Below are 23,918 nucleotides of genomic sequence, written 5' to 3'. Positions count from 1 at the left end.
GTCAACAAAACCAGAGATCCGGTCATCCTGCGGCTGGTGTAACCGTTTGCCAGCTCTGCGGCCCTTGACACTGTCCGACTCGGTGGTGTGGTCACCCACAGGCTGGACAATTATTGGCGGCCTGCGGGTATCCACACTGCTGACTCTAGCGGTAGTACCAGTACTTTATTACCTGTTTAGAAAAATGCAGGGGAGAAACCTATAAGAACGAAAATATACCCGTACAAACTCTTGAGGCTTGTGTAGAATTACTCGTATAAATGATAAAAGCGGGCTTTAGCCATTTGAGCAGCTATTCGAACAGGAATGAGCCGTTCGAACTTCAGAGAATCACCGAAGCGGTGGAATTTCCCGGGCCCACTATAACCAGGAGGTAATAGCATGTTAGAGCACGCCGTCGATCGTTCAACCTTTAATCAGGTTATGGTTCCCAATTATGCGCCCCAAGCCATGGTGCCTGTGCGTGGGAAAGGGTCACGAATCTGGGATCAGGAAGGAAAAGAGTATCTGGACTTTGCCGGCGGCATCGCCGTCAATGCTTTGGGACATTGCCACCCGGCCCTGATTGATGCCCTGAAAAAGCAAGGTGAAGAACTGTGGCATCTGAGTAATGTTTATACCAATGAACCGGCTCTCGAATTGGCTCAACAGTTAATCAACAACACCTTTGCGGACAAAATCTTCTTCTGTAATTCCGGTGCAGAAGCCAATGAGGCCGCGTTTAAGCTGGCCAGAAAGTACGCGTACGATAACTTTGGCCCGGATAAGCATGAGATCGTCTCATTCTACCAATCGTTCCATGGCAGAACACTCTTTACTGTGACCGTCGGTGGACAAAAGAAATACTGTGAGGGCTTTGAGCCAGTTCCCGGCGGTGTTCTGCACACCACCTACAACGACCTTGAGGCACTCAAAGCCCTGATGTCTGACCGTACCTGCGCTGTTGTCGCTGAGCCTATCCAAGGTGAAGGTGGGGTTATTCCTGCTGACCCTGAATTTATCAAAGGGGTCAGAGAGCTCTGTGACCAGCATAATGCCCTGCTGGTTTTAGATGAAGTCCAGTCCGGTATGGGCAGAACCGGCCAACTCTTTGCCTATATGGGCCTTGGTGTCACACCGGACATTCTGACCAGCGCCAAATCCCTTGGTGGAGGCTTCCCGATCGGTGCCATGCTCACCACCAACAAAGTAGCGGAAAGTTTTGGTTTTGGTACCCACGGCAGCACCTACGGCGGTAACCCACTGGCCTGTGCCGTAGCCCTGGAAGTGATCAAAACCATTAATGACCCACAACTGCTGGCTAACGTCAGTAACAAGCATGACCGCTTCCGTAAGCACCTGGAATCGATTAACAGCAAATATGGCATCTTTGCTGACGTGCGGGGTAAAGGCCTGCTGATTGGCGCTGAACTGGTTGAGAAGTATCACGGAAAGGGTAAAGACATTCTTGCCGCTGCAGCAGACGAAGGGCTGATGCTGCTGGTTGCCGGGCCGAATGTCCTGCGCTTTGCACCATCACTTATTATTCCTGATGAAGACATTGACGAGGGTATGGCACGGCTGGAACGAGCGGTTGCTACCGTGGTTTCTGCCTGAGAGCCCTGAACGCCTCGCCATGTCGGCAGAGGTACTTCTCGTTCCCGCGCTGCGCGTGGGAATGCATACCCTGCCTGATCTGACACTCCATACCCGAAGTAAAAACAGAATGAGAATGTCGTATGGTTAAGCCAGCAAAAACCCTTCCCCCTGAAATTCTCCCCTGGCTGGATTTACTCAATAATCAGCATGATGAAATGTTGGCCAGAACCATTGAACTGGCAGAAATAAATTCTGGCAGCCTTAACCGTGACGGTGTCAACCAGGTGCTGGAACAGCTCCTGACCCTGACCTCTGACTTATCAAAAGACCATGAACGCATACCTGTAAACCCATGGAAGGTGGTAAACGACAGCGGAGAAATCATTCAGCACCCACTAGGTGATGCATTAAGAATTCGCAAACGCCCTGAAGCACCTCTTCAGGTCTTTCTGTGCGGTCACATGGATACGGTTTTTCCAGAAGACAGCCCTTTTCAAAAGGTCCGCTGGCTGGATGATGACACCATCAATGGCCCCGGGGTTACTGATTTAAAAGGCGGTATTCTGGTAATGCTCAAGGCGCTGGAAGTGCTTGAGCAAAGCCCATGGGCTGAACAGATCGGCTGGGAAATACTGTTTAACCCGGATGAAGAGATTGGCTCTCCCGGCTCAGCCCCCCTGATTCAAGAGGCTGCACAACACGTCCATCTGGGCATGATCTTCGAGCCCTGCTTTCCCGATGGCAACCTGGCCGGGCAACGCAAAGGCAGTGGAAATTTTACCGTGGTCAGCCATGGCAAAGCGGCTCATGCAGGCCGTGAACATCACCTGGGGCGCAATGCCATTCGTGCCCTCTGTGATTTTGTTGCCGCCATGGACGACCTGAATGGTCAACAACCCGGGATCACCTTTAACCCCGGCTACATTCATGGTGGTGGCCCGACCAACATCGTGCCTGATCGCTGTATTCACAAGTTTAACATCCGCCTGGAACAGCCGGATGATGAACAGTGGTGCCTGGAAAAGCTGAGCGAGATCATCGAAAGCATCAATCAGCGCGATGGCATTCAACTGGAACTGCATGGCGGATTTACGCGCAAGCCCAAAGTACTCAGTCCTGCCAATAAACAACTGCTGACACTGGCAAAAAACATCGGGCATGAGTTGGGTATTCCCCTGGACATTAAACCGACGGGCGGTTGTTGCGATGGTAACAACCTTGCCTCAGCCGGGATTCCCAATATCGATACGCTTGGGGTTCAGGGAGGAGCGATCCACAGTGATCAGGAATATTTAAACGTCAAAAGCCTTGTGCCAAGAGCCAGGCTCAGTGCGGCATTATTATTGAGTCTGGCCCATGCCAGCGCCTCGGGAGAAAATATGAACTGGTTAAAGAGCGATTAATGACTCATTCTGTTATGGATAACCTGAAAAGCCGGTCATTTCTGAAGACGACCTAGGAGGCTGTCCGAGAATAGCGCCCGTAGCGAGGATTGCGAGAAATTGAGGATAAAAATTTCTGCTTCTGAGGAGAATAGCGGGGCTATTTGACGAAGAAGCAGGAATTTTTAGACCAATTTATCGCAACCGCAGTAGGGCAGTCTATTCTCGGACAGCCTCCTGGTAGTCATGGCAAAATTCCGGGTAAAAATGACTGATTCAACACGGGAGCATCAACATGCAACTCACTATCCAGCAACTATTGGACGCCATGTGGCAGGACTACCTTGCCCTGACCCCCGATGCTAAACCGATTCACCAGCTCTTTGCCGATCTGAATCACGGTCAGGTAATCAACGACCATATCGCCCTGCGCACCTACAATCTTGAAAAAGTGGCACTGAATAACCTCGCTCTTCCTTTTGTTGAAACAGGCTATCAACCCGTTGACGACTATCAGTTTCCCACCAAGAAACTTTATGCCCGATATTTTCAACACCCGGATAAAACCCTGCCCAAAGTCTTTATCAGTGAGCTGAAAGTAGAAGAGTTGCCAGACAACTGTCAGGAAATAATTTATGACCTGGTAACGCAGGTACCGGAAGCCACTGTCGCCCATCAGAATTTCTGCTACTCTGGTCGCCCCTGGAGCCTGACCTCTGACCAATACGAAACCCTGGCAGTAGAGAGCGAATACGCCTCCTGGGTGGCTGCCCATGGCTTTCGCCCCAATCACTTTACGGTATCCATCAACCATTTGAGTTCACACCCGGATATTCAAAGCGTCAATCAACTGCTGCTGGATAAAGGGTATGACATGAATACCAGTGGCGGCCTGATCAAAGGCTCCCCGGACGTCTTGCTGGAACAATCCTCAACCCTGGCCAAAGCGGTGGACGTGACCTTTGATGACACCACCATGAAAGTCCCTGGCTGCTATTACGAGTTCGCCCGGCGCTACCCAATGGCCAACGGTCAACTTTACCAGGGGTTTGTGGCGGCGTCTGCGGATAAGATATTTGAGAGTACGGATGTGGTTCCACAAGATGTTCCGCAAGGGAATGAAGACAGGGTGTGAATTTTTCAGACTTTGGGCATGACTCTCCTAAATTGGTGGATAGTGAGTAAAAGGATTCAAAGAATGGAAAGCAGCAAACATCCGCTTTACCACAGCGACTACCCCAAATGGCTTGCCCTTCAGCGAACACTTTTGGCCGAACGCCGTTTCGATGAGCTGGATATTGATAACCTTCTGCATACCATGGAGTACCGCATGGGGGATTTCGTTGATGAACTGGAATCGCACCTGGTCAATTTGTTACTTCATTTGCTGAAACATCATTACCAGACCCAAGTCATCAACCCACGCCGGGATGAGCCGCAGGAATTTCGCAGTTGGTTTGACAATATTGATTCTGCCCGTGGTGAGATTAGCCGGCTGCTCAATAAACATCCGTATCTGAAAAGCCACCAGGATGAAGCGGTGGTAACCAGCTACCCTTACGCCAAAAAACGTGCCATTAAACAAATGAATCAATACCTGCCCCATGAACAATGGCTCACCGACACCAGTTTTCCTGAAGCCTGTCCCTGGCCATGGGAACAACTGCTGGATGAGGACTGGCTACCCTGAGCCGTCTGTGTGCCACTCTTTTGCACCACACCGTAATCCAACGGCGCACGCAAGGGCATAATGGCCCCGGTCAACAACCGGCAATTTCGGGCCACAGTGGCGTTATTCTCCGGCAGTTCAGGTCCACGCCGGGCAACTCGCCCCGGAAGCCTTGTGTACCAATGCTTATTTTCACGGATCACCTGCTATAATTTTTTGTCAGACAGACTGAGAACAAACCAATGGACGACAAACTGTTTAGCGACCTCATAGAAATCGGCATCAGCAAAGAAACCGCCCATGCCGTCGCCGCCTCCCTCAGTCCTGACCATATTGCCACCCAACAAGACGTATTGCGGCTGGAAAAACTGATTCTCGACTCACGCCTGTCTGCCAAAAAGGACATCATCCGGCTGGAGCAAGCCCTGAAAAAAGTGGACGTGGAATGGCGCAAAGCCATGGTGGAGCAACAGGCCAAATCCACCGAACTGTACGCCAACAGCAACCGCCAGTTCATCATCACCTTTCTCGGCATGATGCTGACGGCGTGTGTGCTGTTTGCCATGAATTACTATTTTCATTGAACAAGGCTCTGGCTAAATTCTGGCTGAAACCTGTAAACCTGACACAAGCTCCTCAAGATTCTCAGAACGTGAAATCCGCGAGCTGAAAAAGCGCGTAAACGAACACCATGAGCAATTACTGGAGGCATGGCATGAATTCTTCAAATATTGATTCACGCCCGTTAAGTAGTTGGCCAAATGGAATCGTATATTTCTGGCTAAGTGGGCAGTTGCTATGCAAGGCGCAACGTAGAGAGCATAGCCGTAGCTATGTGACCGGAGTTGCAACGCCGCACGACTGCATGGATGCAGGAGCTAGAGCAACGCAGGAGCAGTTGCCGGGAGTGACTGACAACTTAGCCAGAAATATATGATTTCATTTGGTTAACTACTTAGCCCAAAACATTCAGTTTACGGACTCTGAACTGATTGTCACCTTACTGGATGGCAGGGTCATCCATATACCCATCCCCTGGTTCCCCACTCTGGCCGATGCAACCGAAAAACAACGGGCCAACGGGGAGGTACTGGGAGGTACTGGGAGAAGGTGATGGCATATACTGGCCGGAGTTGGATGAAGATCTAAGTGTTGAGGGGCTTGTTAAAGGTACCCACTAAACCACCCCAATAACATCCCGGTAAATATCTGCAACAGGCAGTTCAAGCCCAACCGAGCTCAATACCAGTTGATCACCCTTTTTCATCTGGGTTAATTGCCACTGCTCGCCGGAGCGACGGTAAAGATCCACCAGCATATCCTGCTGATCCACCAGCAGGTACTCTTCCAGACTGGCAATTTGCGTATAGGCAGCCAGCTTGCCCAAACGATCATGCTGCTCGGTATTGGGCGACAACACCTCAACAATCAGCTTCGGGGTTTCTTCTACATAGGGGTCTTTTGGAGTTTCATCAGAGGTGTGACTGCAAGCAACCATCACATCCGGGTAAAAGAACATGGCGTTATTCTTACCACCAGCGCGGACTTTCATATCGGAGGCAAAGACCTGGCAGGCTGTGCCCTGAAGATGATTGCCCAGCAGCCTGGAGAGTGTCGACGTTAACAAGTTATGCCGCCGACTGGCACCGACCATGGCATAAACGTAACCATTGACAAATTCGTGTTTAACCTCAGCTGTTTTCTCCGCTTCAAGGTACTCGGCGACGGTGATTGGGTAGGTTTTCATAAGTGGTTGCATGGTCGTTCCTGATGGTGTGTTTATTATGTGGTATTCAGGATAGTTGGGGAATGATAGGTAACAAGGAGCCAAATGATATCAAGTTGAATTCTTACTGAAATTGATACGCTGAACAGATAAACTACCCGGTTTTAAATGTTCTGATCCATTTGGTGCCACCATGCGAGCCATATCAAAAGCAGAGCTTTTTCTGTTGGTTGCTTTCTTTTTTGTGCTGCCCATGTACGAGGGCCCTAAAAACCTGTTGTTAGTGGTTTATATCATTACCTGGTGTGTACAAAGTTGGAGAGCAAAGGATTTTGGCGGCAAGCTTCGCTCTTGGGAATGGTTTCTTGTCCTGTTTCTTGCCGCAGGCTTTATCTCGGCCCACACCAATCCGTTTGGGTGGGATAAGCCGGTAGGTGGGGCACTGACTTTTGCCAAACTGATTATACCGGCACTGCTGATTTCCAGAACAAGTATCCCAACACCGAAAGTCAACCTTTTGGGATCATCAATCATATTGGGAACATTGATTGCAATACTTGAGTCTTGGTATGTCTGGCATCGTGATGGTGGCGAGTATCCAGAACTCAACTCGGTTGGTCATGTTAATCAGACAGCGTTGTATATTGCCATTGCCTTTGGTGTATCTCTGTCACTGTTCATGCTTCAGAAGCGCTGGATAAAAGGGTTCTCTGCCATTGCTGCTCTGTTCTTTGCGATTGCCATGGTGCCTACTATCTCAATTACCGCTGTTGCTGTTATTGCTGCAATGGCCATTGCCGCTATTTTTATGCAGTTCCGGCCTGACCAGAAACACCTGACCCTACTCACTGCAAGCGTGATTATTATCGGGATTTCACTCTTTGTCGCCAGCAACCATATTTCCACGGTAAAAAGTTTTAAAGCTAATATCGCCTATCATATACAGGGCGGCGATACTGGCAGCTCATTCCTAAGCAAGCGGGATGTTATTTTTAACTCCGTTATTTTTGTTCTGCCAGACTTCCCAATGTTTGGTGCGGGCGATCGTCATTTTGACATTGCCACCAGTGAAGAATATATGCAGTCTGTCGCTGCCCTACGAGGAATTCCGTATGAATCTGAGCGTTTTTTCCATACAAACCATGGCCATAACATAGTTACTTCCGTTCTGCTGAACCGGGGCTATATTGGACTGTTCTTGATGCTCACTTTTATCCTGGTAGCCGCCTGGAAGCATCTACAGTGGCTTATTCAATATTACTCTGAACGGAAACTGGAACTCGAACCGGTCATCGGTATTATGACAGGCATATACATTATTGTTGGAGGTATGGGCAACTCAACCCTCTATGTTGAACATGGTCAATTAGCATTCTGTCTGATCGGGCTTTCCATGGGATACCTGCAGAGAAAGACCAATCGAAAAGTGATTGATTCTCAGACTTATACTATTTCTGAGCACTCAGTGGAAAAGTCCAGCCCCAGCCAGAGCTCAGAAGATCATGTGCTTTAGCTTGAAGGAAAGCATAAGCTAGCGGCAAGAAGCCTGCTTTCTGCTGCCGTTATAATTTCCACTGATCTATACTCTCGCTTGAAAGCCATGAAGGTAGAGTGAAATTTGCTATAAGTGTCTTCATGGTGAAAACAGCAAGGCTTTGCGTATGAAAATTCTGGTGACCAAGTTTCGTAATCTCGGTGATGTTTTACTGTCAACACCACTGTTTGCGAGCTTGAAAGCAATCTATCCTGACTCGGAGCTTCATGTTTCCGTTAACGATTTCTGTAATCAAGTAGTAGCCGATAATCCCAATGTTGATAAGGTAATCCCCTATTCCCGAGGCAAGAAAAGTGAGCAAACCTTCTGGCAGCGTATTCGTACGGAAATTGAGTTTTACCGGCAGTTTAAAGGGCAGTACGACCTCGTTATTAACCTTACTGAAGGGGATCGAGGTTGTATCATCAGTGCTCTTTCGGGAGCAACCCGGCGAATGGGATACATTAAAAAGCCGACATTGATCAACCGGCTTGCTCGTTTTGATACGACATTCAATAGCCAGCAACGTATCCCTACGGTTCAGAAAGACCTGCAATTTGCTGAGGCCATCGATTCCCAAAAAGTAATAAAGAAAGTCACCTTGGGCTGGCGGAAAAATCATGAAGAGATGATCGACGAACTATTGTCCAGACTAGAGCTAAATGAAGGTTTTGTGGTCGTCCACCCGGTTTCACGATGGATGTACAAGTGCTGGGACTCAGCCAAAGTCGCTCAGTGTATCGACCATATCCAGAAAAAATGGCAAAAACCCGTTCTTCTAACGACGTCTTCCGACCCTAAAGAAGTCCGTATGGCAGAGGAAATTGCCAGCCACTGCCAGCAAAAGCCTCTCCAACTGCCACAGCCAGTTAACCTGCAGGCTTACGCTTACCTGACATCAAAAGCCTGCATGTTTTTTGGTATTGACTCAGCCCCCATGCACATTGCTGCTTCTACAGATACACCTGTAGTTGCACTTTTCGGAGCCAGTGAACCAAACCTCTGGGGCCCCTGGGACAATAAACAGGGAAGCAACTACCAGCTGATGACAGGTGTTCAACATAATGGTCTTCACCGTGTAGTATCCAATGACAATCTGGAACTCTACTTTGAAAATGATTGCAAACTATCAAGAGGAATGATGGCAATTCCCCTCCCTCAGGTTATATCAGAGCTGGATAGCGCGTTTGATCAACTATCGCATAACACTGAGGCAACTAATACTACTGACACTGCCCAGCTCACCTCTGGTGCAGTTGCAATATAAATATAGTAGTGACTCAAATTTTTAACCCAGACATTTGATAATGAGCAAACCATCTAACCTTCACTTTGTCCTGAATGATAAAGATCGCTGGCAGGATTTACTTTCCGGCGACCTGCCAGCACCAACAGAAATCAAACACAGAGTCATCACCGGAGAGGATATTTGGATATCATTAACCTACTTACATTTTAGACTTGCAGGTTACCAGGTGACCTTAAGCAGCGAGGCCCGTTCAGACAAAATAAATGTCATTGATGGTGTCAAATCCGGTCCAAAAAATACCTTTGCCAACTACTTCTATGTAGCCTGCAGAAATGATGCTCATTACCCAGAACTGGCACATTTTGTTCTTCATCAGAACTTAATCCTGACGGGAAAGCATAACGAAGTTTATGTTCCCCAGTGGCCACAGCCCGGCTTGATTTTGCGTGACAACCAACGCGGAAATAGCATCAAAACAGTGGCATTTTTTGGTCAGCCCAAGCGAAACCTGGCGGAAGCATTCCAGTCCGAAGCATTTTTGTCCGAACTGAAAAAGCGCGGTATCGAGTTCATTATTAAAGGAAAGAGCAACGATAGCGTTGAGTGGCACGATTACTCTAACGTAGATATTGTGATTGCTGTCCGGGATGTGCCGGTAGAGCTGCTAAAAATCAAACCCGTCAATAAAGCCACCAATGCCTGGCTTGCTGGAGCGTTATGCATTACGGGTGATGAGCCTGCCATAACAGCTGCATTTAATAGTAATAAAGCCGTTCTACATGCCACTACTGTCAATGGCGTCCTGGCAATTATTGACCGTTTGCGGGAACATTCTGAGCTTTTTTCAGAACTTGTAACAGAGTGCCAAAAACTTGCCCTGGACTACAGTGAGCCATCAGTACTTTCTTACTGGGTCAGAATGGAGGAGCTGGTTACTCCAGAATTTGAATGCTGGAAAAAAACCGGGAAGGCAGAGAGGCTGATCAACTACTCTCGGAGGAGAATACTTAACCGGTTCAGTAAATCAACCCACAAGTGGACCATTTCCCGGCATATCTAATCTATTGCCGGAGCCTCTTGATTTCTGTTTACTATCTTGCCAAGGCCTGAAACGACTATGAGCTTATACAAAAAGCTGGCTATCTTTTTTAAGTACCACAAAAAGAAGTTCAAAAAACTTGGCGAGAATGTTCAATTTAAAGAATTGGATTCAAAGTATCTTCACACTGAAAACATTGTGCTTGATGACCACTGCAAAATTCTTGGCCAAGCCTATATTGACGGCAGTGGTGGTATTTTCATAGGCCGCGGCTCAGTACTGGCACCTCTATGCACTATCATAACCAGTAATCATTTTTATGATGAAAATGACCTTAAATTTCTGCCTTACGACAATCGTATGGTCAGAAAGCCCGTCAATATTGGCAGGTATTGCTGGATAGGTCGTAACGTAATGATTATGCCGGGAATAACCATCGGTGATGCATCAATAATCGCTGCTGGTAGCGTTGTTGTAAAAAATGTTCCGCCTTATAGCGTAGTAGGTGGAAACCCGGCTCAAGTCATTAAACAGAGAAACCAGAATAAGCTGGAAGTATTAATTCACGAAAAACGATGCTATGAAGATCCTGAAGCCAATTCGGACAAGAAGAAAGTCTTTGTATAGCAGAGAAAATCGTTGCTACATTGTCAATTATTAATATTCACATCGCATTAATCCCACTGGCTATTGAATAACCAGTGGTTCAGTATATAAGCCGAGCCATTAATAAGTTAATCCGCCCCTCGGAATACCGACTCCATATCATGCACCATTTTAACTTTAGTACAGTTGGCCAAAGCATAATCCAGACTGTACCTTGCAAACTGCTCTCTCTTTTCAGAATCATTCACTAGTGTTTCAAGAGCTTCACGAACGGTATTCTCATCTCTGGTCTTAACCAATAGGCCATTTTCCCCCGGATGGAGAACCTCAAGAATACTACCAACATCGGTAGATATAATCGGGAGCCTGCACAGCATAGCCTGCATAATTCCTTGAGGAACCCCTTCATTACCATAGGAGGGAAGGCAGAAAATATCCATCAACTGAAGCCAGGGAACAACATTCTCCTGATTACCTGGCATAGTTACCTTGTCTGAAATACCAAGTTCTGAAATTTGCTGTTGAACATTTTCAAACTGTGGTCCGTCACCAACAATCAGCAGATGTATATCGTCCCTGGACAACTGCGCAAAAGCATTGATCAGATATTCATGCCCTTTCCAGGACCGCAGGGTTGCAAGAATACCAATAATGGTTTTATCCAAGGGTAAACCCAGAGCCTGACGGATTTCATTTTTGTTATCAGCCGGTACAAAACGTGATTGATCGATACCGGTAGGAATCGACTTCATCTTTTCCAGCGGAATGCCGTTGTGGCTGTGCAATGTTTGTCTTAGCTGCTCACCAGTTGTGACAATAAAATCGTTCCCTTTATTGTATAGCCACAATGTGCTCCGGTTGTTGTGTACCGCTGTTGATAGGTGGCGGGTTCGTACAATTCTTGGACGGTGCTTTTTCCAGGCCAGACAGAGCGAAACCAGCCAGCTATCGGTAGAGCTGTGGGTATTAACCACATCAAAGTGATGTGCGGATAAATACTGATGCATTGCCCATAAAGAAGATAGCTTCTTTTTCTGAATCGGCAGAGCAACCGCCGGAATACCTCTTTTCAGGGCCGCCTCATAAATCTTTGAGTGTTCAGGACAGGCGATGGTAACCTGATGGCCTCGATCAATCATACCTTCAGACTCAGTCAGGGTTCTGATTTCCTGACCACCCCATCCACAGGATGACTCTGTATGTAAAATTTTCATGCTTTTCTCAAGTATTCAATATCTGGCTATACAGAGACAACAACTGGTTTGTAAGCCGTTCTGAAGTGAATGGTTTAATGATTTCCCGAGCCATCATACCCAGGCTCGTGGCATGGCCTTTATCAGTAAATGCGTTGATGGCAGAGGATAAAGCGGGTATATCCAGGGCATCACAGCAGTAGCCATTACGTCCTTCCTCAATAATCTCCGCTCCGCCACAGCTGGTACTGGTGATCACGCCAAGGCCTGATGCCATGGCCTCTAGAATAACATTCGGAAAAGGGTCATAAATCGTGGGTAGAATAAAGCCGTCAGCAGCACCATAAAAACGACTACTGTCGTTCTGCATCCCCATAAAATGAACACGCTCAGCACAGCCCAGATCACGGGCCTTCTGCTGATATATTTCTTCCTGTTTATCCTTGCCAACAACAATCAGATGCGCTTTTGTAGCTGCAACGGCTTCCAGTGACGCTGACAGACCTTTTCGCTCAAACCCGGACCCCACAAACAGCATCGCCGTTTCATCTGCTTCAATTCCCAATGCTTCCCGGACTGCCACCCCTTCAGCCTGTTTCAGGGAAGGATCAAATTTTTCCTGATTAACACTGTTGTAGATAACGTGAACAATCTCTGGCTTGATGGCGAACTCCCGGCACACTTCCTTTTTCACCAGATGGGAGTTACAGATCACTGCTTTCAACTTCGGATGCTCAAACATCTGCTTCTCCGCATCCATCACATAACGGTGAAAGCGATCATTTTTCATTCGTTTAGCCTGAGCTTCAGGGATAATTCTCGAGCGATGTTCCAGCCAGCATTTATGCACACCATCTCCAGCACGATAAATGGTACAACCCGGGATACGCTCATGGCTCTGAACAATATCAAAACTGGAGAAGTGTTTCTGTGCAGCCCTGGCAAAACCTCGTTCACGACTGACACGGCCCCATTTAAACGGGTTGCAAACCTCAATATGAACAGACGGGTTCTTTAAACCATTCCACTGTCGTGTTAATACGGTAATATCCAGTTGCTGCTGCTCTGAGAGAGCAGACAACGCAGATGCAACAAAACGCTCAGCACCGCCATCGGGCCGATATTTTTGTCTGACAATAGCAAGCTTGATCATAAGTCAGGTGCCCGTTATTCACCGGCCTGCCTGCGGGTTTTACTCATAGCCCACAGCGCAGCATATTTATTGAAGGTATACTGGGTAACCACCAGTGAGAGGAGGAGCCCGTGGCCGCCATCAAGGAAGCCCTTCCTTAGTAAAAAGGTTTTAATAAACGCACCCAGCGCATGGCCAAAGGCAGATCCCAGACCGACCTTCTTGCCTTGCAAAAAACGCTCTTCAGCCCAGCTTCGGGCATATACCAGTTGCTTTTGCTGAAACTGCATATAGTCATCGCAGGTACGATGCAGCAGGTCACCCTGGAGGTTGATCACTTCAGCTCCGGCAGTTTCAACGGATTCGTGTACCAGGTTGCTGTTATAGGTTCTCTCGTTATTCAGATAAAGACGCAGGACTCGATCCGGATACCAGCCACAATGCATCATGTAGCGGCCAAGAAACCAGTTACGCCGGGCACAGGAATACACTTTATTGGCTTGACGCGGTTTTGACAGCACTTCTGAAATGCTCACCTTGAGTTCATCGGTGACCTGCTCATCTGTATCCAGCATAAATATATAGTCAGATGTCGCATATTGCTGGGCAATTTGACGCTGCCTGCCATAACCCTGCCAGTCAGTGTGCTGATACACCCTGGCACCACAACGGGTGGCAATCTCAGCTGTGTCATCGGTACTGCCAGCATCGAGAAGAATGATTTCATCGGCCCATTGCACGGAGTTCAGGCTACTCTCCAGGGTAGCACTGCTGTTTTTGGCAATCAGGACAACAGAAAGGGTAGTCGCTTGAGACATGAGTGGCCCGGGTCGCTTTGTCATAAGCTGTCTCGAAGATCCAGCCAGCAAAAGAGACGAATCATATCGGCTTTGCAGAACCCCGTAAACGACAGGCTTTATCAACCTGACATTTCCGCCCAGTACGCTTTCAGTTAGAATAGCCCGACTTAATTTTTCACGGTAACCCTTCACTATGAAAGTCACTGTTTTCGGTATCGGCTACGTTGGCCTGGTACAGGCTGCGGTTCTGGCAGAAGTGGGTCATGATGTTGTCTGTGTCGACATTGATCAAAACAAAGTTGATAACCTGAAGCGCGGCATTATTCCTATCTACGAGCCAGGACTCGAGCCTATTGTGAAAGAGAACAGTGAGGCTGGCCGACTGCACTTCACGACGGATGCCGCTGAGGGCATCGCCCATGGCACATTGCAGTTTATTGCCGTGGGAACGCCACCGGATGAAGATGGTTCTGCTGATTTGCAATACGTCCTCGCTGTGGCCGGTACGATTGCACAGCAGATGGATGACCGGAAAATCATTGTGAACAAGTCCACGGTCCCTGTCGGCACAGCCGATCAAGTGGCCGCCAAAGTGGCAGAAGTCCTGCAGATGCGAGGTGTTCAGCTTGAGTTTTCTGTCGCTTCTAACCCTGAGTTCCTGAAAGAAGGTGCGGCGGTTAATGACTGCATGAGACCGGATCGAATTGTGGTCGGTACCGACAGTGACCAAGTGACTGATACCATGAAAGAGCTGTACGCTCCTTTCAACCGCAACCATGACCGCATGATTTTTATGGATGTCCGCAGTGCGGAACTGACCAAGTACGCTGCGAACTGCATGTTGGCGACCAAGATCAGCTTTATGAATGAGATAGCTGGCCTGGCTGAACGACTGGGTGCTGATATTGAGATGGTGCGCCAGGGGATCGGCTCTGACCCCCGCATTGGCTTCCACTTTATCTATCCTGGCTGTGGTTACGGTGGCTCCTGTTTCCCGAAAGATGTTCAGGCCCTGAAAAGAACCGCAGAGGACATTGACTTTGAGCCCCTGATCCTGAGAGCCGTTGAAGAGCGCAATGCCCAGCAGAAAAATGTTCTGTTCACCAAACTCAGCAGACACTTTAACGGTCAGCTGGAAGGGAAAACCATTGCACTCTGGGGGCTGGCATTTAAACCCAATACAGACGATATGCGCGATGCGCCAAGCCGGGTGCTGATGGAATCACTCTGGCAGGCCGGTGCACAAGTGCAGGCCTATGACCCGGAGGCGATGGAAGAGGCACAACGCATCTATGGTCTTCGGGATGACCTGACACTGTCTGGTACACAACAAGCGGCAATTAAAGGCGCTGACGCACTGGTTATCTGCACTGAGTGGCGTCAATTCCGTGCTCCCGACTTTGACCAGCTGAAAGCGTTATTGAAAGAGCCTGTGATTTTTGATGGCCGTAACATGTACGAACCTCAACGGATGACGCTGAAAGGCTTCAAATACTACGCCATTGGTCGCTAACGCGGACTCTACTCATTCAAGCATCTTTTATAAAAAGATTGTGTACACAAAATACCCTCAGGGCATAAAACACTGAGCAACAGGTAAATCTTGGTGATCTTTATGCCCTTAGTGGTTTCAAAACAGGTAAACCACGATGAAATATCTGGTCACTGGAGCCGCAGGCTTTATTGGCTTCTTTACCACCAGGCGTCTCTGTGAAATGGAGCATGAAGTGGTTGGCATTGATAATCTCAATGACTATTACGACGTCAGCCTTAAGCATGGCCGCCTCAATGAACTGGCCCCACTGAAAAACTTTCGCTTTGTTGAACTCGACCTGGCGGATCGCGAGGGTATAGCCGCACTGTTCAAGCAGGAACAGTTCAACCGGGTGATTCATCTGGCAGCTCAGGCGGGCGTCCGTTACTCCATCGACAACCCTATGGCCTATATCGACAGCAACCTTGTTGGCCATGCCACCATTCTTGAAGGTTGCCGCAACAACGAGGTAGAACACCTTGTCTATGCCTCTTCCAGTTCTGTTTATGGCATGAATACCAAAATGCCATTTTCAACGACAGATGCTGTTGACCATCCGGTTTCACTCTACGCAGCGACCAAGAAATCCAATGAGTTAATGTCCCACACTTATTCGCATCTCTATGGCTTACCTACCACTGGCCTGCGCTTTTTTACGGTGTACGGTCCATGGGGGCGTCCGGATATGGCTTACTTCAAATTCACCCAGATGGTTAACCGTGGAGAGGCCATCCCCGTCTTTAATGAGGGCAAACTGAAAAGAGACTTCACCTACATTGATGATATCGTGGAAGGTATAGTACGCATTCAGGATGTTATTCCAACAAAGTCAGATCATTTTGACAGCACTGATCCGGGCCGCAGCTCAGCGCCCTACCGGATTTACAATATCGGTAACAACCAACCTGTTGAACTGATGACGTTTATCACAGCACTGGAAAATGCCATTGGTAAACAGGCCGAGAAGCAATACTTACCGATGCAGCCCGGTGACGTTTATGCAACCTATGCCGATGTCAGTGATTTGATGGAGACGGTCGGTTTTAAACCGTCAACGTCCATTGAAGAAGGGTTACAAATGTTTGCTCATTGGTACATGAACTGGCAGAAATAACGAAACGGCTTGTTTCAGAGCAGAAGATGTAAGTAGTTAACCAAATGAAATCATATATTTCTGACTAAGTTGTCAGTCACTCTGCGGCGTTGCAACTCCGGTCACATAGCTACGGCTATGCTCCCTACGTTGCGCCTTGCATAGCAACTGCCCACTTAGCCAGAAATATACGATTCCATTTGGCCAACTACTTAGAGACACATTCACACTCTGCATCTTCATCCCTGTAAATCGTTTGAAAAGCATCTATCGGAGGTGAGTCTCAGTTTGACATCACATCAAGCCACAGAGACAGCATCCATATTGTCATTGGCTCTTCTCAAACGTGCCGCCGCTCGATCAATCTCATTGATATCCTGATCCCTGTAGCGCTCATAATCATTCAGCGCCTGTCGGTAGCCAGCTTCAATCTGCTCAGGCGTCAATTCTACCTCCGCCGGTAAACCCAGCAAATTCCGGTCTATTTTGTCTTGCTCCCGGGCCTGATGAACCAGCCTGGCCTGTAACTCCCGCCTTTTTGCCTCTTGCAAATCCCGTTGTGTGACAAATCGATATAATTGTTCCTGAGCGTGTTTGACCAGACTCACCTCCCGGTCAAAGAGCTCATTTGGTAGTCCTGACTGCGCTTTCTCATTGCAACGGGCTTCTGCAGCCTGATAAATATCGTCTTTGGTAACTGCCTCTATATTCTGATGAATTCTCAGCAGCTGTATTGCTGCACCGATATTCTCAGGAGGTGGCATGGGAAAATAATTCGACGACTCTGTATTCCCAACCAACCTGTCTCTGATAGGGCGATTAATAAAGCTATCTTTATGGTAAAGACGCCCCTCATTCATTTCATGATTGGAAAGAAATACAAAATCCAGGGCTACCTTGGCGCATCCCAGAAACCTCAGGCCAAAAGCAGTGCCTGCAGCTACTGCTCCCGTAGCCAGAATACTGTAGGGAGACAGAGTGATTAACGACGTGAAAAAACCAAGTAAGCTGCCATAGACCCCACCAACCACCATGCGACTGCCAAAATACGTCAGTTTATTTTCATCACAGCGTTCCCCCTGAAACGGCAAGTGTCTCAGCCAGCGAAAGCTCAGAAAATCCCCAAGAACAGGCAGATCCTCTATCGGGAGTCTGTCTAATAGTACGGGCAGGCGATCCGTTGGGAACTGATCACTTGAATAATATCGCAGTACGGCCTCCCCTATCGCTTCACAAGCCATAATAATGATGCCGGTCAGGGCTGATTTAAGAATGATCGGCAAGGCCATCATACCAACCATAAAGGTAGCGCCAGCCATGGCCCAGACAGCGAGATAGCCGGCCCAGTTGAATGCGTCCATAATATGCCACATGCTCGTTTCTACGGCACAGACAACCCTGCTGAACAGCGACTTACAGCGCTCAGTAAAAGAGAAGGGTTCTTTTGTTATATAGGTTCCATCAGGCTCGCCAGGTGCAATATGGCTACTGGCAATTGCAGGCTGCACAGAAGAGGGTTCACTCGGCTCACGAGGCTGCGGAACCACAGGCAAAAGAACGGGTGACTGAATCATAGGTGTTTTTGGTGAACTGTTTTTACCACTGACAAAGTGAGCGAAACGGTATCATTTCCTGAATTATTGAAGCTAAACTATAGGTGCATTTTTTCTCTTTGCAGGGTCTTTCCATCAATAAAAGTTGAGGTAACATTTCCAGGTCTCTTTATGTCGCGATAACTAACTGACTATTAAAACAAAGGCAAAGTCTGACTATGATTGTTATTCGTCCCATTCATGAGCAGGATCGTGAGGCCCTATGGCAAATTGCCAACCAGACGGGTGCCGGATTCACCTCCCTGCAACCTCACCGCCCCATGGTTGATAATAAACTGGCATGGGCACTCACCTCCTTTAAGCAGGCTTCGCTGGCTGCATCGCAGGAAACAGGTACTTCTGCCGCAGAACCGAAAAATAATCTCTATCTGTTTGTGATGGAAGATACCGAAACCGGTCAGGTTATGGGCACTGCGGGTATCGAGTCCGCCGTCGGGCTTGAGGCTCCCTGGTATAATTACAAGGTGAGTAAACAGGTTCATGCCTCACAACAACTGGATGTCTACACCATGGTGGACACCCTGATGCTCTGCAGTGACCATACCGGCTTCTCAGAACTTTGTACGCTCTTTTTGCTGCCGGATTATCGTCATTCCAAAAACGGTACGTTTCTTTCCAAGAGTCGAATGTTGTTTATGGCGGCCTTTCCGGAACTGTTTGCTGAAGGCCTCTTTGCAGAAATGCGTGGCTACTGTGATGATCAGGAAGTGTCTCCTTTCTGGGAAGCCCTGGGTCGGCACTTCTTTGCAGTGGACTTTGCCGAAGCTGATCGCCAATCCACCGTCGATAAAGCGTTTATTGCCGAGCTGATGCCTCGCCACCCAATCTACACCAATTTGCTGCCGGATGAAGCCAGGGAGGTCATTGGTGTTACCCACGAAAGCACAACGCCTGCCCGACATCTGCTGGAATCTGAAGGCTTCTACTACACTGGCTATGTGGATATTTTTGATGGAGGTCCGCTACTGGAAGCCAGAGTCAAAGAAGTACGCTCAGTAAGAGATTCACGACAGTACAAAGTTAAAATTGTTGAGAACAACACAACGGATCAGCGCCACTGGCTGATGGCCAATAGTGAGTTGAACGATTTTCGCTGCATCATGGGTAATCTTTCCTACGAAGGACTGGAGTTTGTCATGATCAGTAAAGAGCAGGCATCAGCACTTAACGTTGAAGAAGGCCAATTGCTTCGGGTGGTGCCCTTATCCAGCTAGTCAACGAATTGAGAGGATTACGACCATGGCAGACACAAATGAACAACAATGCCTGTTTATCAATGGACAGTGGCTTAAGGCAAATGGCAAACCCTTTTCATCCGAAAATCCGGGAACAGGCAATGTGCTCTGGCAAGGAGCCAGTGCCACCACAGAGCAAGTAGACCAGGCAATAAGTGCCGCCCGGGAAGCCAGTCATCATTGGGCGTTTCGCCCATTTCAAGAACGAGAGGCGTTCATTAAGGCGTTTGCCAATGAGCTGGAGCAGAATAAAGAGGGCCTGGCAGAAATCATTGCCAGAGAAACTGGTAAGCCACTCTGGGAAGCCAAAACGGAAGCGGCTGCTATGGCCGGGAAAATTGCCATTTCAATAAAAGCCTACCATGAGCGAACGGGGACCGTTGAAAATGCCATGCCCGTAGGGAAAGCCGTGATTCGTCACAAGCCTCATGGGGTTGTTGCGGTATTTGGCCCCTACAACTTTCCGGGCCACCTTCCCAATGGACATATTGTTCCCGCACTGCTGGCTGGCAACACCGTGGTTTTCAAGCCCAGCGAGTTAACACCGGCCGTTGCGGAATACACGATAAAACTCTGGCAGGAGGTGGGAATACCCGACGGAGTTATCAATCTGGTTCAGGGCGAAAAAGAAACTGGCATTGCTCTGGCCGGGCACCCCGGTCTTGATGGTCTGTTTTTCACCGGCAGCTCAAACACCGGCAAGATGATCCACCAGCAGTACGGCGGACAACCGGGTAAAATTCTGGCGTTGGAAATGGGCGGCAACAATCCGCTGATTGTCACCGAGATGGCAGATATCAAAGCCGCAGTACACGACACTATTCATTCAGCATTTATTACCGCCGGTCAGCGCTGCACCTGTGCCCGCCGACTTTTTGTTCCCGCAACGCCCTGGGGGGATCAGTTTGTTGGTGCGCTGACTGTAGCGGCGGCCAGGATCAAAGTAGGTCAATGGGATGATCAGGAAGCGCCGTTTATGGGAGCGCTTATCTCTGAAGCAGCGGCCAAACAGATATTGTCAGCCCAGGAAACGCTGCAAAAGCTGGGCGGCAACAGCCTGCTTTTATCAACACATCTTCAAGCGGGAACCGGGTTAGTCTCTCCGGGTATTATTGATGTGACCAATATCAAAGACCGCCCCGATGAAGAGTACTTTGGACCACTGTTGCAAATTATTCGTTATGATCGTTTTGAAGATGCCGTTGCAGACGCCAATAACACCCGTTTTGGTCTCTCCGCCGGATTGTTCAGTGAAGCACCAGAGCAGTACCAGTTCTTTTTGCAGAGAATACGTGCAGGTATCGTTAACTGGAACCGGCCAATCACCGGTGCCAGCAGTGCTGCACCTTTTGGCGGCCCAGGAGACAGTGGCAACCACCGCCCCAGTGCCTATTTTGCTGCCGATTACTGCGCCTACCCGGTGGCCAGTGTTGAGTCGGAGTCACTGAGTATGCCCAAAGAACTCGCACCCGGGCTTGATTTGTAAACGGTACCTTCGCGTTGAACCAATGGTGAAGTAGTCAATAATGAAAACAATAGAAGCCAACTTTGACGGACTGGTGGGCCCTACCCACAACTATGCAGGGTTATCCCAGGGTAACAAGGCCTCAATCCATTATGCGGGCAAAGTAGCAAACCCAAGGGAAGCCGCTCTCCAGGGTCTGGAGAAAATGAAGGCGCTCAGTGAACTGGGCTTTATCCAGGGTGTGTTAGCCCCCCATGAGCGGCCGGATATTGCCACACTGCGAAGGCTCGGTTTCACCGGCAGTGATTCACGGGTTCTGTCTGACGCGGCACAACAGATGCCGGCAGTTCTGGTAGCCTGCTGCTCTGCTTCCAGTATGTGGACCGCTAATGCAGCGACAGTCTCCCCCAGTGCGGACTGTGCTGATGGTAAAGTACATTTCACGCCCGCTAACTTAATCAATAAATTCCACCGCTCTATTGAGCATGACGTTACCGGAAAAATACTAAAATCGACATTTAATAACCCTGACCACTTTGTTCACCACCAGGCTCTGCCATCCACCGAATACTTTGGTGATGAAGGGGCCGCAAACCACACCCGTTTTTGCCATGAATATGGCGAACAGGGCGTTGAATTTTTCGTTTATGGCCGGGAAGCATTTAACCCGCAAAGTACCTCGCCACAGAAATACCCTGCCCGCCAGAGTCTTGAAGCCAGTCAGGCTGTCGCCCGTCTGCATCAGCTTGATACGGACAAAGTGGTATTTGCCCAGCAAAACCCGGCGGTTATTGATCAGGGCGTTTTTCATAATGATGTTATCGCTGTGGGCAACCGCAACCTGCTGTTCTGCCATGAACAGGCATTTGTGGAGCAGGCTGGTGTCTATGAGTCATTAAGAAAGGCTTATGGGGCGCAGGACTTCCATATTGTTGAGGTGGCGGATCAACAGGTTTCTGTAGCACAGGCAGTTGGGACTTATCTATTCAATAGCCAACTGCTGTCGCTGGACCATGGCGGGACAATGATCGTTGTCCCCTCTGAGTGTGAAAATGAACCCGCTGTCTGGGATTACCTGCAAACCATACTCAACGACGCAAGTTGCCCAATTACGGATCTGAAGGTTTTTGATCTGCGCCAAAGTATGAATAACGGCGGAGGACCGGCCTGCCTGCGACTGAGAGTCGTATTAAACGACCAGGAACTGGCAGCGACCAATCAACATTGTCTGATCAACAACCAGCGCTTTGCCACCCTCAGCCGCTGGGTCAAAAAGCACTATCGTGACCAGTTATCTGAAAAAGACCTGGCCGACCCGCTTTTACTGACGGAATCCCGAACGGCCCTGGATGAACTGACACACATTCTTAATCTGGGTTCAGTCTATCCATTCCAGAATTAATAGCCTTCAAACGTATGTAAGAAACAGCTCTGAAATAACTTCCACATTTCTATAGACGCTGCCCGAAAAGCCAGAACCGCTTGTGCTTTTACGGGCAACGGGTGGCGATCTTTTTTACTTACCGCCAAACACTTTTTTATCTTCTGCAATCCGGTGCGCCACGGCTGGATGCTGGAAAATCCTGTCAATATACGCCGCCAGCCCAGGATACTCAGCAGAGTCAATCTGGACTCCAGCATGGACGAGATTAATAAAGTGGCTGGCCAGGGCAATATCAGCCAATTGAACCTTCCCTCCAAACAGAAAGTCAGTTTCCGGAACCTGAGATTCCAGATAAGCACAAATCTCTGGCAGTTTGGTTTGTAAAACTTCCTGCACTTTGCCTTCGTCAGCAGGCTGGTTAATCAGCTTCTTGGCAACTCGCTCAAAAAAGACCGTTCCCAGTACCTGGAGCATCGCCGTATCGGCATACTCTTCAAACCAGCGGGCCCTGGCTTTTTCCTCAGGTGTCTTTGGGTAGAGAGCCTGTTCCGGATAACGGTCCTCAAGGTACTCACAGATCACCGAAGAGTCGGCAATCGTCACCTTGTCATCTTCCCAGGCAGGAATTTTTTTCAGGGGACTGATTTTTTCAAAGCCTGCCGGTTTCATAAACGGGGTAACCGGCACTAACTCATAGTCAAGTTGTTTTATTTCAAGAGCCAGCAGTACTTTTCGAACCATGGGCGACAGTGGCACCCCATAAAGCTTACTCATGGTCACATCCTCTATAGTTATTGTTTTCAACCAACAGCTATCCTACCTTTTACTCCAGCCTTTGCAATATCCAGAAAACCGGAACCCTTCCCGCCCTTATAAAACGAGTCTCTGCATAGTGAACAAAACATCAAAAAGCTTCATTCCAGACAGCTTTTTCAGTAGACAGGAGAGGAATTAAGAGTCCAGGTAGATGGCTGTTGTCAGGGCAACTGTGCTAATAGAGGCTGCGACCATCACCCCCCCGGCCATGCCATGGATGCCTGAATTAATACCAGAGGCAAGAAGGCTGGAATGATCAGAACGCACCAAGACACCAACAAAGAAGCCGGCAAGGCCAGCAGCACCAATGCCAAGGACTCCGCCCTTGCTCAAGGAAATGGCCAGACTGTGATGACCGTTTACGGGCAGGGCAGTATAACCACAGGCTAATGCAGAAGCACCAGCTAAAACATGAGAAATGCCGATGCCACCAATGGAATAACCCGCGACCATATAGGCAGCGTCCGGCTGATAAGGTAGAAATCGAGCAAAGGTGTTAATCAATCCCCCTCCAGTGGTAAAGACCATGCTGCCAAGTGCGAAGGGGCTGTCCAGAAAGTTAGTCCTGAGGTATGAGGCAGCAGCTGGTACTGTTCTGATTAAACGCCTGGTTATGGTGATACTCCTGCCATGTATGTGATCAAGGTCCAGCGGTGCCCGGCAGGCAGGGCAGGTCGGGTTGTTGCTTCCCCAGCGAATGATGCACGATCGGCCAAAGACATGATGACAACTCAGGTTAACTGCTTCATGGCCAGGCTGGCTGGTAAAATCTTCCATGCAAATCAAACAGTGACTCGCACTGTGATTGGCTGGAACAGAGCTTATTTCCATGTCTATTTTCCTGCTTTGGTTGGCCGCACGTCGTTGCAC

23 protein-coding genes are annotated in these 23,918 nt (G+C 48.7%); 16 read left to right on the top strand and 7 right to left on the bottom strand.

The annotated features are described in order from the left end of the window. The first annotated feature begins 381 nt into the window (after positions 1-381). The 7 genes from ACO6UX_RS20860 to ACO6UX_RS20830 all read left to right on the top strand — a co-directional run bounded on the left by ACO6UX_RS20860 (position 382) and on the right by ACO6UX_RS20830 (position 5,810). Complete coding sequence (locus tag ACO6UX_RS20860; protein WP_422450243.1) at positions 382-1,596, top strand: aspartate aminotransferase family protein; 1,215 nt, start codon at positions 382-384, stop codon at positions 1,594-1,596. Positions 1,597-1,718: 122 nt separating this feature from the next. Continuing rightward, the gene (locus ACO6UX_RS20855; protein WP_422450242.1) at positions 1,719-2,981 is read left to right on the top strand and encodes a hydrolase; all 1,263 of its coding nucleotides are present in this window, start codon (positions 1,719-1,721) and stop codon (positions 2,979-2,981) included. 274 nt (positions 2,982-3,255) lie between these two features. Beyond that, positions 3,256-4,095 carry a DUF1338 domain-containing protein gene (locus tag ACO6UX_RS20850; RefSeq protein WP_422450241.1) on the top strand — a complete coding sequence of 280 codons (840 nt, stop codon included), beginning with the start codon at positions 3,256-3,258 and terminating at the stop codon, positions 4,093-4,095. A 63-nt stretch (positions 4,096-4,158) separates the two neighbouring features. Next, entirely contained in the window at positions 4,159-4,650 is a 492-nt protein-coding gene (locus ACO6UX_RS20845) for a DUF29 domain-containing protein (protein WP_422450240.1), read from the top strand. A gap of 221 nt (positions 4,651-4,871) precedes the next feature. Then, positions 4,872-5,213, top strand: a complete 342-nt coding sequence (locus ACO6UX_RS20840; RefSeq protein WP_422450239.1) for a hypothetical protein — start codon at positions 4,872-4,874, stop codon at positions 5,211-5,213. Positions 5,214-5,572: 359 nt separating this feature from the next. Beyond that, positions 5,573-5,743: a DUF2442 domain-containing protein gene (locus ACO6UX_RS20835; protein ID WP_422450238.1), complete on the top strand. Its 171-nt coding sequence runs from the start codon at positions 5,573-5,575 to the stop codon at positions 5,741-5,743. Beyond that, positions 5,685-5,810, top strand: a complete 126-nt coding sequence (locus tag ACO6UX_RS20830; protein WP_422450237.1) for a DUF2442 domain-containing protein — start codon at positions 5,685-5,687, stop codon at positions 5,808-5,810. Before ACO6UX_RS20835 ends, ACO6UX_RS20830 begins: the two co-directional genes overlap by 59 nt. Here the strand turns inward: ACO6UX_RS20830 and ACO6UX_RS20825 are convergent. Then, a complete protein-coding gene (locus ACO6UX_RS20825; RefSeq protein WP_422450236.1) occupies positions 5,807-6,388 on the bottom strand; it encodes a Uma2 family endonuclease in 582 nt (193 codons plus the stop codon). The two genes, ACO6UX_RS20830 and ACO6UX_RS20825, sit on opposite strands and share 4 nt — an antisense overlap. A 193-nt stretch (positions 6,389-6,581) precedes the next feature. Here ACO6UX_RS20825 and ACO6UX_RS20820 point away from each other — a divergent pair, with 193 nt between their 5' ends. The 4 genes from ACO6UX_RS20820 (at position 6,582) to ACO6UX_RS20805 (ending at position 10,804) form a co-directional block, all read left to right on the top strand. Next, the gene (locus tag ACO6UX_RS20820) at positions 6,582-7,868 is read left to right on the top strand and encodes an O-antigen ligase family protein (RefSeq protein ID WP_422450235.1); all 1,287 of its coding nucleotides are present in this window, start codon (positions 6,582-6,584) and stop codon (positions 7,866-7,868) included. A 148-nt stretch (positions 7,869-8,016) separates the two neighbouring features. Continuing rightward, a complete protein-coding gene (rfaQ, locus tag ACO6UX_RS20815) occupies positions 8,017-9,156 on the top strand; it encodes a putative lipopolysaccharide heptosyltransferase III (protein ID WP_422450234.1) in 1,140 nt (379 codons plus the stop codon). 40 nt (positions 9,157-9,196) lie between these two features. Then, positions 9,197-10,198, top strand: coding sequence for a hypothetical protein (locus tag ACO6UX_RS20810; protein WP_422450233.1), 1,002 nt, complete (start codon positions 9,197-9,199; stop codon positions 10,196-10,198). Between the two features lie 57 nt (positions 10,199-10,255). Next, positions 10,256-10,804, top strand: coding sequence for an acyltransferase (locus ACO6UX_RS20805; RefSeq protein ID WP_422450232.1), 549 nt, complete (start codon positions 10,256-10,258; stop codon positions 10,802-10,804). A 107-nt stretch (positions 10,805-10,911) separates the two neighbouring features. On the opposite strand, the gene ACO6UX_RS20800 is transcribed toward ACO6UX_RS20805, so the two are convergent. Genes ACO6UX_RS20800 through ACO6UX_RS20790 form a run of 3 tightly spaced genes read right to left on the bottom strand, consistent with a single transcriptional unit; the run spans position 10,912 to position 13,926 of the window. Then, complete coding sequence (locus ACO6UX_RS20800; protein WP_422450231.1) at positions 10,912-11,997, bottom strand: glycosyltransferase family 4 protein; 1,086 nt, start codon at positions 11,995-11,997, stop codon at positions 10,912-10,914. Positions 11,998-12,004: 7 nt separating this feature from the next. Beyond that, positions 12,005-13,129, bottom strand: coding sequence for a glycosyltransferase family 4 protein (locus ACO6UX_RS20795; protein ID WP_422450230.1), 1,125 nt, complete (start codon positions 13,127-13,129; stop codon positions 12,005-12,007). A gap of 14 nt (positions 13,130-13,143) precedes the next feature. Continuing rightward, on the bottom strand, positions 13,144-13,926 hold the full coding sequence (locus ACO6UX_RS20790; RefSeq protein ID WP_422450229.1) for a glycosyltransferase family 2 protein: 783 nt from the start codon (positions 13,924-13,926) through the stop codon (positions 13,144-13,146). A gap of 175 nt (positions 13,927-14,101) precedes the next feature. Here ACO6UX_RS20790 and ACO6UX_RS20785 point away from each other — a divergent pair, with 175 nt between their 5' ends. Both ACO6UX_RS20785 and ACO6UX_RS20780 read left to right on the top strand, forming a co-directional pair. Beyond that, positions 14,102-15,421 carry a UDP-glucose dehydrogenase family protein gene (locus ACO6UX_RS20785; RefSeq protein ID WP_422450228.1) on the top strand — a complete coding sequence of 440 codons (1,320 nt, stop codon included), beginning with the start codon at positions 14,102-14,104 and terminating at the stop codon, positions 15,419-15,421. A gap of 136 nt (positions 15,422-15,557) precedes the next feature. Then, positions 15,558-16,556, top strand: a complete 999-nt coding sequence (locus tag ACO6UX_RS20780; RefSeq protein ID WP_422450227.1) for an NAD-dependent epimerase — start codon at positions 15,558-15,560, stop codon at positions 16,554-16,556. 278 nt (positions 16,557-16,834) lie between these two features. On the opposite strand, the gene ACO6UX_RS20775 is transcribed toward ACO6UX_RS20780, so the two are convergent. Beyond that, positions 16,835-17,896, bottom strand: coding sequence for a hypothetical protein (locus ACO6UX_RS20775; RefSeq protein WP_422450226.1), 1,062 nt, complete (start codon positions 17,894-17,896; stop codon positions 16,835-16,837). A 410-nt stretch (positions 17,897-18,306) separates the two neighbouring features. Here ACO6UX_RS20775 and astA point away from each other — a divergent pair, with 410 nt between their 5' ends. The 3 genes from astA to astB are packed head-to-tail and all read left to right on the top strand — an operon-like array spanning position 18,307 to position 22,250. Beyond that, a complete protein-coding gene (gene astA / locus ACO6UX_RS20770; protein ID WP_422450225.1) occupies positions 18,307-19,362 on the top strand; it encodes an arginine N-succinyltransferase in 1,056 nt (351 codons plus the stop codon). A 25-nt stretch (positions 19,363-19,387) separates the two neighbouring features. Beyond that, a complete protein-coding gene (gene astD / locus ACO6UX_RS20765) occupies positions 19,388-20,869 on the top strand; it encodes a succinylglutamate-semialdehyde dehydrogenase (protein ID WP_422450224.1) in 1,482 nt (493 codons plus the stop codon). Between the two features lie 40 nt (positions 20,870-20,909). Then, entirely contained in the window at positions 20,910-22,250 is a 1,341-nt protein-coding gene (gene astB, locus ACO6UX_RS20760) for an N-succinylarginine dihydrolase (protein ID WP_422450223.1), read from the top strand. 114 nt (positions 22,251-22,364) lie between these two features. On the opposite strand, the gene ACO6UX_RS20755 is transcribed toward astB, so the two are convergent. Together ACO6UX_RS20755 and ACO6UX_RS20750 are read right to left on the bottom strand one after the other, a co-directional pair. Further along, entirely contained in the window at positions 22,365-23,006 is a 642-nt protein-coding gene (locus tag ACO6UX_RS20755; protein ID WP_422450222.1) for a glutathione S-transferase family protein, read from the bottom strand. A 177-nt stretch (positions 23,007-23,183) separates the two neighbouring features. Then, positions 23,184-23,879 (bottom strand): RING finger domain-containing protein, encoded by a 696-nt coding sequence (locus tag ACO6UX_RS20750; protein WP_422450221.1) that lies wholly within the window; start codon positions 23,877-23,879, stop codon positions 23,184-23,186. Between the last annotated feature and the right edge of the window lie 39 nt (positions 23,880-23,918).

It is taken from the genome of Endozoicomonas sp. ALB091 (genome assembly GCF_049310265.1).
In the GTDB taxonomy this organism is placed as follows: Bacteria; Pseudomonadota; Gammaproteobacteria; order Pseudomonadales; family Endozoicomonadaceae; genus Endozoicomonas.
This window is presented reverse-complemented; position numbering and strand designations above follow the sequence as displayed.

What these genes read in the sequence shown, in the direction of transcription:
- ACO6UX_RS20860 (WP_422450243.1), top strand. Translation starts at nt 382, where the DNA reads ATGTTAGAGCACGCCGTCGATCGTTCAACCTTTAATCAGGTTATGGTT.
- ACO6UX_RS20855 (WP_422450242.1), top strand. Translation starts at nt 1,719, where the DNA reads ATGGTTAAGCCAGCAAAAACCCTTCCCCCTGAAATTCTCCCCTGGCTG.
- ACO6UX_RS20850 (WP_422450241.1), top strand. Translation starts at nt 3,256, where the DNA reads ATGCAACTCACTATCCAGCAACTATTGGACGCCATGTGGCAGGACTAC.
- ACO6UX_RS20845 (WP_422450240.1), top strand. Translation starts at nt 4,159, where the DNA reads ATGGAAAGCAGCAAACATCCGCTTTACCACAGCGACTACCCCAAATGG.
- ACO6UX_RS20840 (WP_422450239.1), top strand. Translation starts at nt 4,872, where the DNA reads ATGGACGACAAACTGTTTAGCGACCTCATAGAAATCGGCATCAGCAAA.
- ACO6UX_RS20830 (WP_422450237.1), top strand. Translation starts at nt 5,685, where the DNA reads ATGCAACCGAAAAACAACGGGCCAACGGGGAGGTACTGGGAGGTACTG.
- ACO6UX_RS20825 (WP_422450236.1), bottom strand. Translation starts at nt 6,388, where the DNA reads ATGCAACCACTTATGAAAACCTACCCAATCACCGTCGCCGAGTACCTT.
- rfaQ (WP_422450234.1), top strand. Translation starts at nt 8,017, where the DNA reads ATGAAAATTCTGGTGACCAAGTTTCGTAATCTCGGTGATGTTTTACTG.
- ACO6UX_RS20810 (WP_422450233.1), top strand. Translation starts at nt 9,197, where the DNA reads ATGAGCAAACCATCTAACCTTCACTTTGTCCTGAATGATAAAGATCGC.
- ACO6UX_RS20805 (WP_422450232.1), top strand. Translation starts at nt 10,256, where the DNA reads ATGAGCTTATACAAAAAGCTGGCTATCTTTTTTAAGTACCACAAAAAG.
- ACO6UX_RS20800 (WP_422450231.1), bottom strand. Translation starts at nt 11,997, where the DNA reads ATGAAAATTTTACATACAGAGTCATCCTGTGGATGGGGTGGTCAGGAA.
- ACO6UX_RS20795 (WP_422450230.1), bottom strand. Translation starts at nt 13,129, where the DNA reads ATGATCAAGCTTGCTATTGTCAGACAAAAATATCGGCCCGATGGCGGT.
- ACO6UX_RS20790 (WP_422450229.1), bottom strand. Translation starts at nt 13,926, where the DNA reads ATGTCTCAAGCGACTACCCTTTCTGTTGTCCTGATTGCCAAAAACAGC.
- ACO6UX_RS20785 (WP_422450228.1), top strand. Translation starts at nt 14,102, where the DNA reads ATGAAAGTCACTGTTTTCGGTATCGGCTACGTTGGCCTGGTACAGGCT.
- ACO6UX_RS20780 (WP_422450227.1), top strand. Translation starts at nt 15,558, where the DNA reads ATGAAATATCTGGTCACTGGAGCCGCAGGCTTTATTGGCTTCTTTACC.
- ACO6UX_RS20775 (WP_422450226.1), bottom strand. Translation starts at nt 17,896, where the DNA reads ATGGACGCATTCAACTGGGCCGGCTATCTCGCTGTCTGGGCCATGGCT.
- astA (WP_422450225.1), top strand. Translation starts at nt 18,307, where the DNA reads ATGATTGTTATTCGTCCCATTCATGAGCAGGATCGTGAGGCCCTATGG.
- astD (WP_422450224.1), top strand. Translation starts at nt 19,388, where the DNA reads ATGGCAGACACAAATGAACAACAATGCCTGTTTATCAATGGACAGTGG.
- astB (WP_422450223.1), top strand. Translation starts at nt 20,910, where the DNA reads ATGAAAACAATAGAAGCCAACTTTGACGGACTGGTGGGCCCTACCCAC.
- ACO6UX_RS20755 (WP_422450222.1), bottom strand. Translation starts at nt 23,006, where the DNA reads ATGAGTAAGCTTTATGGGGTGCCACTGTCGCCCATGGTTCGAAAAGTA.
- ACO6UX_RS20750 (WP_422450221.1), bottom strand. Translation starts at nt 23,879, where the DNA reads ATGGAAATAAGCTCTGTTCCAGCCAATCACAGTGCGAGTCACTGTTTG.